Origin of the sequence: Metabacillus litoralis, assembly GCF_003667825.1 — a bacterium.
Classification (GTDB): Bacteria; Bacillota; Bacilli; order Bacillales; family Bacillaceae; genus Metabacillus; species Metabacillus litoralis_B.
In genome coordinates, this window is the sequence record NZ_CP033043.1 from 1,711,271 (window position 1) to 1,723,232 (window position 11,962).

Below are 11,962 nucleotides of genomic sequence, written 5' to 3' on the forward strand. Positions count from 1 at the left end.
GCTTTTTGTTTTTCTAATTCCTTTATTTAACTGCAAAAAAGCTCAATTCATTTGTATGAATTAAGCCTTTATTGTTGCTGAAGATCATAAAAGTTATTGATTAAGACTAGGTGATTATTTGCTTAGTTTATACCCTTTATATACCGCTTCCCAATCAAGAGGTCTAGCCATTCTATTTTCAATTTGCCCTATTGACTTAAAACCATATTGTTCATAAAGAGAGTGAGCATCTTGTGTAGCAAGTTGAAAACTCGTTCCTAATAATTTAGGGTGTTCGGTGATTACACGTATTAGCCATTTGCTAAGTCCACGTCCTCTGTATTCAGTATGTACGAAAACATCACCTAGCCAAGAAAATCTTACAAGGTCAGACACAACACGTGCAAAACCAACCATTTTGGCAGAACCGTCAGTAGGGTTCCCTTCGTAGATTCCGTAGCAAAGAATTGAGTTTTCAATTGATGCTATTACTAATTCCTTAGCAATACCCTTATTCCAGTATGATTCCTTGCTAAGGAAATCATGAATCACTTCTATATCCAGATAACTCTTATTTGTACTTATAGTAAATCCATCATTATTTATCCAAAGTGTTTGATCGTCCTCTAGCATCATATATTCCTCCCTCAATAAAGTTAATTTTTCTTAGAAATACTCATTCATTCTCAATATTTCATATTACCAAATAGCTGACGCACCAAGATTACAGGATATTATTTGAATTTATACAAATGATTTACAGGGTGGGGGCCATCCTATCAATCCAAACTGGATTAGTTTGGAAAATAAGTGTATAACCGTGCTAAGAAATCTCCACATAAATCACGGTCGCTAACCCTCCCATATCTCTCAGGATTGTAATCCATACTTTCCTTCGTCCTGCGTATCCATGAGGTGGAGGTTGGAAATGCTCCTTAGCTGGGTCAATTGCCCGAATGGAAAAAATATGCTCCAACTCTGCACTATTGGTGTTTGTAGAGAAATAATGTGTACTTATAGTGTTTTTCTAAAAGCTTTAAGCAGCCTGTAATAAATGTTTTTTAGGTAATCCACTTACTAGTTTAGATCCATCAAACTCACATTGTTTTTGTCCAATGACAAACAACACACGTAGTAGCTTACAACACAAGGCAATGAGTGACTGTTGCTTTTTTAACGGCTTTTCAGACCGTGTTGTATAGTATTGATGCAAGGCCTTAAACGTTGGATTATGGGCGACTAGTGGACGAATAGCCAAATATAAGGCTCGTCGTAGACGGCTTCGCCCTCTCTTGGTTATCCGAGTTTGACCTTTAAATTTACCTGAGCTGTGTTCTCGTAATGAGAGCCCAGCTAAATTAACTAGCTGTTGGGGGTGACTGTACTTTGTAATGTCACCTACTTCTGAGAAGAATAAAGCGATTGTGGTAGACCCCAATCCTGATATCTCCATCATTTGTTTAGCTCCCGGAAGTGTTTCCACTAGAGCTTCAAGCTCCGTATCTAATTGTTCTACCTGTTGTTTATATAACTTATACTGGTCAAGTAGATAATCTAATTCTCGCTTGGCAAACTGAATACCAATTTGTATCCCAATACTCTTTCGAGCAGCTTCTACTAGCTTCGTTGCTCGCTTAATTCCCACTCCTCGTTGAACATATGGCTTCCACTTCATCAACACCTCTTCCGGTGATAGTTCTTTAATTTGAGAAGGAAACGGAAACAATCGCAACGTACAAAAGGCTGCTTTTCCTTCCCAGTCTCCAAACACATCAAAGAATTCAGGAAAATAGCGTTGAATATGGTTTTGGATGCGTCCTTCTGTTGTCATCAGTTGTTTAGTAAGCTGATCTCGTAATTTGACGCCTTCTCTTAATTCGGCATAAACACCATCTAAGAGGTTTGGTACAGAGTATCGGCCATCCTTAATCAACTGTGCAATGACACGGGCATCCTTAGTATCATTTTTAGTAGGGGAATTGTCGTCAAGCTCTTTACTTTTCTTAACGTGCATAGGGTTTACGACGACGAAATCGTATCCTTTAGCTACTAAAAAATAAGCTAGACTAAACCAGTAATGACCAGTAGGTTCTACGCCAAGAATGACGTGATCCTTTGCATTTTCCTTCCGAAGAGCTTCTGCCCAATTCACTAGTTTTTGAAAGCCATGCATTCGATTTTCAAAGATCAAGCGTTTCCCGAACTCGATGCCTCGGTCATCTTGAGCACGTGCAACGTGTTTGTCTTTGGCAATATCAATGCCAACAATAAGAGTTGAAGGTGTAATTTGAGAGATTTTGTGATTTTGTGTATAATTCATTTTGAGTCCTCCTTGGTTACTTAATTAAGGGTCCTTAGTGCTGATCAGCTGCGGACACCTCGTACTATACCAAGAGGGCTCTTTTTGTTTCAATCCTCAAATTTCTTCATTACAGGAATGGCTCCTTAATGAAATACGTATATTTATAGAACTATAGATATCCTTTACTTTCGATTATGACCAAAGCTCTTTTTTCATTGAGAGAACCTTAACATTTACATTATTGGGTTTATGTACAACCTCTTCATCATAAACACTATAACCTATGGAACTATATAAATTTATATTCTTAGGTACTGTCATACGGACTTTACATAGAATTGTAGATACACCAACTTTATTTGCATAGTCCTCTATGGAGCTTAATATCTTTTTACCAATACCCTTTCCTTGTTTTTCTGGTATGACTGATAGACGATAAAAATATAAACCTTCATTTTTAAGTTGAAATCGCACCATACCAACAGGTCTATTTTCATCAAAAGCAATAAGTGCTTTTTCCCCTTTTTCTAATGCGTCTAAAACTGAGTGAACAGTTTCATCTAAAGCACTTGATGGCGGGCTTTCATTGTTATATTCGATAAATGCCTTAATCATTAAATCATGAACTACTGCTGCTTCTGAAGTTGTAGCAAAACGAATGACCATTTTCATCACCTCTCAACAGAATAATAATACATAAACAATAATATTTATACATAAAAAATATTAATATATATAATTAATAATCTATCCTTAGATTTGGATAAAGAGGCATAGTCTAATTATAAATAGCGCTTTGAGTGATAACCTGGTACTTTCAGTAGTTAAATCCACTATAAGGTTAATAGCTCTCCTCTTTAACTTAACTTGTGGGGTTAGGTTTTTTTGTCCTATTAAGATAAGTAGATTCTGATTCTGGCAACGTGATTATCTTTTTCAGGGGAGAAGCAACTTCTTTCTGGTTTACCATAAAATTCCCCCCATAATATCTTTGCGGTTATTTAGTTTGATTCTTAAATTGTTTTTTCGGTTTATTAACTAAATAGATCCCCACTAAGATGAGACACCCACCTATTAATGTCGATAAATGTAGTGTTTCATCTAGTAAAATCCATCCAAAGATTACGCCAAAGAATGGTGCGAGGAATAAAAAGGAACTAACCTTCCCTGAATCTTCTTTTTGTAAAAGAAAAAACCAAATGGCAAATTGGACAATAGAAGCCATGATTGCCAACCATAAAATAATAAAAATTGATAAGGCAGTTAAATTAAGTTTTACTTCTTCGAACACCAGACTACCCAATAGTAGTAAAATACCTCCAAAAAGCATTTGATAAGCAGTTAAGACCCAAGTATCAAAAGAAGAACCCCACTTTTTTAATAATAATGTTGCAGTAGCCCAAGAGACGGCACTGAAAATACCCAAAAAGGTGCCAAATTGTTGTATATCTAATTTTGCACCTAGCGTAATAAATACACCCAAGAATCCAACTAAGACTCCTAACCATTGGACTAAACGATATTTTGTTCCAAGGAATATTGTACTAAAAATAACAACCAGCAAAGGATTGGTAAAAGTCAAAATGGAGGACTCGCCTGCTGTGATTGTTCGTAAACTCAAAAAGATAGCCCCCATAACCCCAGTTGTTTGAAAAATACCAACAACTAAGATTTGAAGCCATTCCTTCGGAGCTCTTGGATGGGACCTTTTTAATAGAATAACAATAGCGCTCATTAATAAACCAGCAATCGTGAAGCGCAATCCGACTAGAAATAAGGGTGAAACATAGTTCAAACCAATCTTACCTATTGCAAAAGAGGATCCCATTAAACCTGTAGTAATGGTTACGAAAAGCGTAAACAATGCTTTATTCATAATAAGTAGCCCCAATCTGTACTTGTTATATTACAATTAGTTTAGCAACATTACGCTGTTTTAAAAAATAAACTGACTTGATAAACGAATAAATGCCCCACCTCATTATATGAAATGGGACATTTGCTTATTTTAAATATTTACCAACCTATCTTTTAGATCCAAGATTAAAAAGCATAATTAGTTACTCCACCATCAATAAAAAGATTTTGACCTGTAATATAGCTTGCACTATCTGAACTAAACATAACAACCGGAGCAATAAGTTCTTCTAATTGACCGAGGCGTTTCATAGGTGTTCTACTTTCTAATAAGCTACGGAATTCCTCGTTTTCTAACGCAGCTGCATTTAATGATGTTTTAAAAAACCAAGGGCTTATAGCATTAACTGTAATTCCTTTTGTCGCCCATTCGTTTGCCATTTGACGAGTTAATTGAACGACACCTGCTTTACTCGGCCCATATGGTGTTCCGGATGATAACGTTAATGCAGATGCCACAGATGCCACATTAATGATTCTTCCAGAACGTTGTTCAATCATATATTTCCCAACAGCTTTGGACATTAAAAATACTGATTTAAAATTAACATCCATCACCTTATCCCAGTCTTCCTCGGATAAATTTAAGGTTGTTTCTCGAACACTTGTCCCAGCATTATTAATTAAAATATCAAGATGTCCAAAATGCTCATACGCTTTGTTCACGGTATTATGCACAGATTCTGCTTCTGTAACATCACACACTAGTGCTAGTGTTTTACGACCTGTGCTTTTAGTGATTTCACTTGCCGTATTATTCACTTCTTCTTCTGTTCGAGCAACTAAGGCAACATCTGCTCCAGCTCTAGCCAAACCTTCAGCAAGTGTTTTTCCAATACCTCTACCTGCTCCTGTAATGATTGCTACTTTTCCAGTTAAATCAAACATTCCATTCATTTTAATCCTCTCCACCTTTATCATTTATTCATTTCAATTGCGATTCCCTAGTGACAATGCCCCTGCGTGCATAAGAACTTTTTTTGGCATAATTTAAACGCCTTACAAATTCAAAAACATATATATGTATGCTTAAATTTATTTATATAATCAATTAACATTCATCAATACCACAGGATATACCTTCATTAAATAATTGTTGAGGTATTTGTTTATCCAATTTTTCATTTATGTTCAAAGTAGTGGTGACGATAACCAAGGTACTATAAACATTAACCTCAAGCTCCATTTGTTAGTCTTCAAAATATAACAACCTCCTTTTATGTACACACCCAACCATCTACGATACAGGGTGCTATGATTATATGAAAATCACTATTGATTAATTATTTGGTTTTTTTATGACATAGAGACTTGTATTACTGACTCAAGAAGTAGGGTCACTTTTCTTGTACATACTTGTAATAAAAATGATAACTGCAAGCCCAATCATAATAACAAAGCTTATCTATAATATCTTCTTTGCTTAAAAATAATATGCTTCTGTTAATTACGATTAACTCCCTGTTCAACCTACTACATCGTTTTCAAACGAAAAAAATAAAGGTTCTTATTAAACCTAAATCTTTTATGAATTAATTTTAACTCCCTTAAACAAACTAGCTTTATCAGCTATAAGGATGGATGAGACATGAAAAATGTAGGGAAGTTAGAATCAATTATGTGGAATATAGCATTGCCTGGATTCAGCCAAATACTAACTGGCCACTATATAAAAGGCATTTTATTTATTCTTTCAGAAGTAATCATTAACCTTAACAGTCATTTTAATCTTGCAATTATGTTTAGTTTCTTAGGGGAATTCGAAAAGGCATACTCTGTTACAAATTATCAGTGGTTATTATTTTATTCTTGTTTATACTTTTTTGCGATGTGGGATGGTTACAGAACCGCAATGCCTCCAGGGGAACAGCTTTCTTTTCTTCCATTCGTTTTTTCAGCTTATTTAGTTACAGTGGGATTATTTTATTGTAGTAAATTAAAATTATTTGGTCATTTAATTGGACCGGTGTTTATGCCTATGCTCTTTGTCATACCCGGCTTAATTCTTGGATTCACTTTAAGGTATATTATTCTAAAAATATCGAAACGAGGAGATTTGGTTTAATCATATACGTCCCTTTATTGATAAATTCTAAAAAAGGTAAGTGAGTGTTTAATGTGAAAAATAGGTTTTGTGCTGCTATTTTATCAATTCTTATGCCTGGATTAGGACAGCTGTTTAACAAACAATTTTTTAAAGCTATTGTCTTGTTATTTATCGAACATACAATAAACCGTCTTTCCCATTTAAATACAGGACTCATGCTTAGCTTTAATGGAAACCATCAGGAAGCCTTAAAAATTCTTAATTATGAATATGTTTTATTTTATCCAGGGTTATATGTGTTTTTTATATATGATTCAGTTATAAATGCTGAAGCAAAATATAATAAAAACTCTGCTTTTTACTTTTGTCTATCTGGCTTAGTAGGGACATTTGGTGTCTTATATGGTAGATATATCCCAATGCCCATGATCACAGTAGGAATACTCATGATTTTACTTATGTTAATTGGTACTTATGTTAGCTCCAAAGATGAGAAGGTACATTAAGTATTTATGTTTCAATAGTGTATTACTTACTAAAAATTACATTTCTTTCACCATCTTGTTACGCTTATTCAGTCAAAAACGTTAAACGGATCATACAAAAGTGATCGACTTTAAAACAAATATAATGTAGCTACCATTAACTATTACTATGGAGCAAGTATCCTATTGCTTTTTACCAATCTTTTTAGATATAAACCACCGCTACCCCTAGTAATAATAATGCCACTCTTCACTTACATTTATATTTTTCTTATTTTAGGAGAAATTAGATATATCAATTAATAGCTGGAGGTTTATCCTTATGGAAATGGACCACAATATTCGTCTCACTTCATCAGAATTAGCTTCACTTTGGACAGCATATATGAATAACAGTATGTCTAAATGCGTACTAAAATATTTTAAAGCAAAAACACAAGATACAGAAATTAGTTCAGTACTAGATCTTGCAATAGAAATATCAGAAACAATGATTAAAGATATAACAGATATTTACGAAAAAGAAAACCATGCTATACCTGTTGGTTTTAACGAGAAAGAAGATTTAAACCTTAATGCACCTGCACTATATTCTGATACATTCCATCTGAAGTTTGTTCATAATATGGCAAGACACGGGATGACCACCTACGGAGCATCTTTCGCTGGATGTGCTCGTTCAGATGTAAAGGAACTTATCTCCAAAGCAATTGACATGACAAGAGATTTATATAACAAGTCATTAAGTGTGTTATTAGAAAAAGGATTATACTCCAGAGCTGCTTCTATTCCAATACCCGATAAAGTGGAGTTTATAGAAAAACAGGGCTATTTAACAGGATGGTTCGGAGAAAGACGTCCGATGAATGCTATTGAAATTATGCATTTTTATAACAATATGGAGCGAAATGCCCTTGGCAAAGCATTGTTGCTAGGTTTTGCTCAAACAGCTAGCTTAGAAGAAGTAAGAAACTTTATGGTTAGAGGTGCTCATATTGCAAGCAAAGTTGTAGAGTTTATGGCTCATATCCTATCTGAAGAAAATCTTTCAGAAACGCCAACGATGGATTCAGACGTCTTAAAATCAACCACTCCTCCCTTTTCAGATAAACTCATGATGTTTCAAGTATCCCTATTATCTGGAATGTCACTTGGATATTATGGTGTAGCTTTAGGTACGGTTTCAAGACGTGATTTAGGTTCTAAATTTATGCGTATTACGATGGAAGCTGTTCAATATGCGGAGGATGGTGCAAATATTATGATTGAACATAAATGGATTGAAAAGCCGCCTTCTTCCATTGATAACATTGAAATTGCTAAAACAAAAAAGAAATAAAGAAGCGGCTATTGTTTAAATTCAATGTGAGATTCTTTAAATGTCGCAGGTGGTTGGAAAGAAAATTATTCTTCGTTCCGGTTGATTTACTGCATCCTTTATTACACCCCTAGGTTGATTTTGTCCCAAACATTAACGATATTTGGGACAATTTAGTTATTTATGTATTCTATTATTTTCTTTCTGCTTACAAAATGAGAAAGACTTACAAAAGGTGAGCTAGGTAGTAGTAGCATCGTTGAGGCAGCATTTCGAGCTTTATAAAGAGCACTTAAAATAAAGGAAATCCTGCCCAACCTTTCCTTCTATTAATTTTGTACGCTGCACTCTTTGGCAATTAGATGGAGCTATAGGCTGAAAAAGAGACTTATTAAACTATTCTGCGATTAGCTGAAGAAAATAAAGAACAAAAACAGCCATAATAGCACATCTTTTTCATCTATTGAGCCTATTTGAAGTTAGTTATTTAACATGTAAATTTTTTACATTTATTTTCATTAATTTAGCGATCTGTTGCTCATCTGTATTGGGGTTTTGTTCAAGTTGATTAATAACTAGCTCTTGTCTCTGTAAAGAATGGTTTTGACTTAATTTAACTTTTCCTTCTATCTTATTGATCTTTATTTTAAAACCTTGAACTCCTTTGTTCATACCAGCAAGAAACTCGGCATCTACATCCTCCAATCTATATGTACTTTCAGGAGTTTCATATTTTAATACCATATCATGTAAAGAACCTATTAACTCATTATCATCTTCTAATAGTTCAACTTCTCCTTATACATGAACTGTCACGTAATTCCATGTTGGTACTGCTTTATTCGTCTCATACCAAGATGGTGAGATATAACAATGAGGACCATGAAAAATAGCTAAAACTGTTTGATTTTTAATATCCTGCCACTGAGGATTTGGACGAGCAAAGTGCCCATATAAGTAAGAATTCTCCTTGTTTAAAATTAACGGTAAATGTGTTGCAAATGGCATTCCATTGTGTTGAGAAAAAAGAGTCGCAAAACTATGTTCTTTTATAACGTCGTGAGCCATCTTTTCATCTGTAATCTTAAAATATTTTGGAATATACATCGTAAGCCACCTTTCAAGAAATGTTATTTGAGTGTTTTGGTCATTATCAAGTCCATTTGTTGTTCTTCATCACCCATATAAAAAGAGTGTGATCCCGTTATAACAAACCCCATTTTCTTATAAAAACCTATCGCATTTTCATTTTTCTCCCATACACCTAGCCAGATATTCTGTTTATTTAGCTCCACTGCAATTTCCAAAGCTTGATTTAATAGATATTTACCAAGCCCATGTTTCTGAAATTTTCTCTTGATATAAATTCTCTCGATTTCAAGTGAATGATCACCCATTTCTTCAGACTGAGCATCATTGGTATTAATTTTTAAATATCCTGCCACATCATGATTAAAATAAATAAAGAAGAAATGTGAAGAAATAGTAGCTAACTCTTTTTCTAGCTGTTTAAAGTTAAATGCCTTTTCCAAATAAGCATTCATATTTTCGGGTGTATTCTGATGCTTAAAAGTCTCATTAAAGGTTTCGTAACTTATTTCTTTAAGTGTACGTAGATCTTCAAGGGTGCATTTTTTTATATTTATAGTCATTTATGTATCGCTCCTTATGTCAATAATTTCTCTTGTTTCCTTTCTTAACGAACTCCCAATCAACTTCCACATTTCCCCTTACTCTTTGTAAAAGATTAAAAATAGTCTCCACTTCAATTTCAGAAAACCCCTCTAATGCAACACTATTAGAATGTTCATTTTCTCTTTTTATAAAGGGATAAAGATTTTTCCCTTTCTCTGTTGGAAAAAGTTTTTTTATTTTTTGATTATGTTCATCGTTCTTCTTTTCAATAAAACCATTTATTTCAAGTTTTTTTATAGCACGTGCCGCTGTTGTTCTATCTACTTTTATCATTTCAGCTAGCTTTTCCTGAATGATTCCTGGGCTTTCACATATTCTCACAAGGTACAAGTATTGCCCTTTTGTAAGCTCAAACTCTTTAAATTCTATATTACTTATAGAATCTAAAGCTCTTGCTATCATTCCAATTTCACGAAGAATTTCCTTCATAACATACTCCTTAGCTTATTTTTGTTGTAAATGCAACAAATATAGGTTACCTTAACTATATACCAACTTTTATTGTAAATGCAACAAAATATTCAGTCACATTAACTGTAGTGACTCTGATTTACATATTGCAATGCCTAATTAAAAAACCGACAATTCGGAATTAAAGTGGCTTTAAACCACTGATCCTGAATTGTCGGTTTTTTTAATTAACTGACCCTAAGTCTTTTAAAGATCTCCCTTTATTGATTTTTTTATATTAAAATTTTTTCTCGAGATCATTAAATAATTTAAATATCATCACTCGTTCACCTGTACGGGTGCTAATATCAGTATGAAAACTTTTCACTTTTTCTTCAGTTATAGTTAGTATAATATCTATAAGATCTTCTATACCTGACTCAACTAACTCTGAACGAGTTTTCTTTATCGTTAACATTCCCTCTTTTGTTTCACAAACGGCATATTCAGCTGGTGTTAAAACCCCTTGTAGATTTACAATTATCATATCCCGTACTATATCTGTCTTAACAGATACAGATCCACGCCCTAGAAAGTCCTTTTCCCATTGTGTAATTGCCCTACTTATCTCGGATTCACAAGACCCTTTAGATATTTTCATATTTAATACATCTCCTAGCAAACAATTAAATTAGTTTATCCCCATATGCTTTTAATATGTGAGACGATATTTATTCTTAAAAAATTAGTGCCAGTCGTAAATCCTCCATTCAAAAAAAATCCACTAAATACATGGGTTAGATAGACAAGACTAATTTTTCTAGCTTAAATTTAATAATCTCTAATCACATGACCTTCATACACACCTTCAATATCCAATGTAGTTTCACTGTTTCTTGAGACCTCTACAATTTTGGACAAAATGTTTTCTTCCAACATTGAGTGTATATGTAAAAATCTAATAACACCTGTTTGAGTTTCCTCAACTTCTTCATAAGATTTTAAATGATAAACATCAATTGCTTTTCTAATTACTCTTTTAATGCATTCTACATTTTCATAATTAAAATTACTAATTTCTTTTATTGTTTCAATGACAAAATCAGTTAAATTAGTTTTCATTAAACTCTCCTTTTAATTAGGATAAACCTCATTCCCCTTATTCAAATAGAAAAGATTGTTCACCTAAGTTGAAAACTATTTATATATTAAGGTGCATTGAATGTCCTACCTTCCATTCCAAAATGACAAGTGATTATTAGGTAAAGTTTGACTCTGATTTAGTTATTAAAAACCTCAACATTTGAGATTTTTCCATCTTTATTAGTTACCATTAAACCTTGAACTTTAACATTTGACGGCACTAATGGATGATGACGAATGATATTAACACTATTTTGGATATTGTCACTACCATATTCTTTTCCATTTAGCCACTCATTGACCGTACCACCTGAAAATTCAGGTCTGCAATTTTGAAAAAGATAATCCAATGTTTCTATTTTGCCTTTCATTGATTCAAGTTGAGTTTGAACATTAATTTTGGGTGTCCGATTATCTTTTGTTCCTACAACAAAAATTTCCTCAACATTTTCATGATAAATGGCAGTAATAACAGACCTCATTATATCTCCATAAGGATGTGAGATTACGGTACCATAGCTTTGTAACGTTAACATATTTTCTGGTTGAATATTAGTCACTTCTTGTAAAATAGGTTCCAACCTGTTTTCAATGTCCGTTAAAAATAATGCTTTTTTATTTTCATCTAAATTCATATCGTACACCCCTTCTTTATTTTTATGAATTCATTGATTTAGTAACAAATC

General features: G+C 33.5%; 13 protein-coding genes and 1 pseudogene. 3 read left to right on the plus strand and 11 right to left on the minus strand.

Annotated elements, in window-relative coordinates; genetic code table 11:
* Positions 1–114: 114 nt before the first annotated feature.
* The 5 genes from D9842_RS08160 to D9842_RS08180 form a co-directional block, all read right to left on the minus strand.
* Complete coding sequence (locus tag D9842_RS08160; RefSeq protein WP_257536014.1) at positions 115–615, minus strand: GNAT family N-acetyltransferase; 501 nt, start codon at positions 613–615, stop codon at positions 115–117.
* Between the two features lie 400 nt (positions 616–1,015).
* On the minus strand, positions 1,016–2,299 hold the full coding sequence (locus D9842_RS08165) for an IS110 family RNA-guided transposase (protein WP_121662104.1): 1,284 nt from the start codon (positions 2,297–2,299) through the stop codon (positions 1,016–1,018).
* 174 nt (positions 2,300–2,473) lie between these two features.
* Positions 2,474–2,947, minus strand: coding sequence for a GNAT family N-acetyltransferase (locus tag D9842_RS08170; RefSeq protein WP_121662105.1), 474 nt, complete (start codon positions 2,945–2,947; stop codon positions 2,474–2,476).
* Positions 2,948–3,278: 331 nt separating this feature from the next.
* A complete protein-coding gene (locus D9842_RS08175; protein ID WP_180320420.1) occupies positions 3,279–4,157 on the minus strand; it encodes a DMT family transporter in 879 nt (292 codons plus the stop codon).
* A 167-nt stretch (positions 4,158–4,324) separates the two neighbouring features.
* Entirely contained in the window at positions 4,325–5,095 is a 771-nt protein-coding gene (locus D9842_RS08180) for an SDR family NAD(P)-dependent oxidoreductase (protein WP_121662106.1), read from the minus strand.
* A 691-nt stretch (positions 5,096–5,786) separates the two neighbouring features.
* Here D9842_RS08180 and D9842_RS08185 point away from each other — a divergent pair.
* The 3 genes from D9842_RS08185 to D9842_RS08195 all read left to right on the plus strand — a co-directional run bounded on the left by D9842_RS08185 (position 5,787) and on the right by D9842_RS08195 (position 8,069).
* Positions 5,787–6,263, plus strand: coding sequence for a hypothetical protein (locus D9842_RS08185; RefSeq protein ID WP_121662107.1), 477 nt, complete (start codon positions 5,787–5,789; stop codon positions 6,261–6,263).
* A gap of 53 nt (positions 6,264–6,316) precedes the next feature.
* Positions 6,317–6,751: a hypothetical protein gene (locus tag D9842_RS08190; RefSeq protein ID WP_162987363.1), complete on the plus strand. Its 435-nt coding sequence runs from the start codon at positions 6,317–6,319 to the stop codon at positions 6,749–6,751.
* A gap of 301 nt (positions 6,752–7,052) precedes the next feature.
* Positions 7,053–8,069: a DUF3231 family protein gene (locus D9842_RS08195; RefSeq protein WP_121662109.1), complete on the plus strand. Its 1,017-nt coding sequence runs from the start codon at positions 7,053–7,055 to the stop codon at positions 8,067–8,069.
* 462 nt (positions 8,070–8,531) lie between these two features.
* Here the strand turns inward: D9842_RS08195 and D9842_RS08200 are convergent.
* From D9842_RS08200 to D9842_RS08225, 6 genes and pseudogenes are all read right to left on the minus strand, one after another.
* Positions 8,532–9,155, minus strand: a pseudogene (locus D9842_RS08200) (FMN-binding negative transcriptional regulator).
* Positions 9,156–9,178: 23 nt separating this feature from the next.
* Positions 9,179–9,700: a spermidine/spermine N(1)-acetyltransferase gene (locus tag D9842_RS08205; protein ID WP_121662110.1), complete on the minus strand. Its 522-nt coding sequence runs from the start codon at positions 9,698–9,700 to the stop codon at positions 9,179–9,181.
* A 19-nt stretch (positions 9,701–9,719) separates the two neighbouring features.
* The gene (locus D9842_RS08210; RefSeq protein WP_121662111.1) at positions 9,720–10,172 is read right to left on the minus strand and encodes a MarR family winged helix-turn-helix transcriptional regulator; all 453 of its coding nucleotides are present in this window, start codon (positions 10,170–10,172) and stop codon (positions 9,720–9,722) included.
* 259 nt (positions 10,173–10,431) lie between these two features.
* Positions 10,432–10,794 carry a Na-translocating system protein MpsC family protein gene (locus D9842_RS08215; RefSeq protein ID WP_121662112.1) on the minus strand — a complete coding sequence of 121 codons (363 nt, stop codon included), beginning with the start codon at positions 10,792–10,794 and terminating at the stop codon, positions 10,432–10,434.
* A gap of 170 nt (positions 10,795–10,964) precedes the next feature.
* Positions 10,965–11,255 (minus strand): DUF6407 family protein, encoded by a 291-nt coding sequence (locus D9842_RS08220; protein ID WP_121662113.1) that lies wholly within the window; start codon positions 11,253–11,255, stop codon positions 10,965–10,967.
* A gap of 158 nt (positions 11,256–11,413) precedes the next feature.
* Entirely contained in the window at positions 11,414–11,911 is a 498-nt protein-coding gene (locus tag D9842_RS08225) for a carbonic anhydrase (protein WP_121662114.1), read from the minus strand.
* Positions 11,912–11,962 lie beyond the last annotated feature (51 nt).

Excerpts from the sequence above, each read along its gene's own strand:
- D9842_RS08215 (WP_121662112.1), bottom strand. The coding sequence starts at position 10,794 with ATGAAAATATCTAAAGGGTCTTGTGAATCCGAGATAAGTAGGGCAATT.
- D9842_RS08185 (WP_121662107.1), top strand. The coding sequence starts at position 5,787 with ATGAAAAATGTAGGGAAGTTAGAATCAATTATGTGGAATATAGCATTG.
- D9842_RS08160 (WP_257536014.1), bottom strand. The coding sequence starts at position 615 with ATGATGCTAGAGGACGATCAAACACTTTGGATAAATAATGATGGATTT.
- D9842_RS08165 (WP_121662104.1), bottom strand. The coding sequence starts at position 2,299 with ATGAATTATACACAAAATCACAAAATCTCTCAAATTACACCTTCAACT.
- D9842_RS08225 (WP_121662114.1), bottom strand. The coding sequence starts at position 11,911 with ATGAATTTAGATGAAAATAAAAAAGCATTATTTTTAACGGACATTGAA.
- D9842_RS08210 (WP_121662111.1), bottom strand. The coding sequence starts at position 10,172 with ATGAAGGAAATTCTTCGTGAAATTGGAATGATAGCAAGAGCTTTAGAT.
- D9842_RS08205 (WP_121662110.1), bottom strand. The coding sequence starts at position 9,700 with ATGACTATAAATATAAAAAAATGCACCCTTGAAGATCTACGTACACTT.
- D9842_RS08180 (WP_121662106.1), bottom strand. The coding sequence starts at position 5,095 with ATGAATGGAATGTTTGATTTAACTGGAAAAGTAGCAATCATTACAGGA.
- D9842_RS08220 (WP_121662113.1), bottom strand. The coding sequence starts at position 11,255 with ATGAAAACTAATTTAACTGATTTTGTCATTGAAACAATAAAAGAAATT.
- D9842_RS08195 (WP_121662109.1), top strand. The coding sequence starts at position 7,053 with ATGGAAATGGACCACAATATTCGTCTCACTTCATCAGAATTAGCTTCA.
- D9842_RS08175 (WP_180320420.1), bottom strand. The coding sequence starts at position 4,157 with ATGAATAAAGCATTGTTTACGCTTTTCGTAACCATTACTACAGGTTTA.
- D9842_RS08170 (WP_121662105.1), bottom strand. The coding sequence starts at position 2,947 with ATGGTCATTCGTTTTGCTACAACTTCAGAAGCAGCAGTAGTTCATGAT.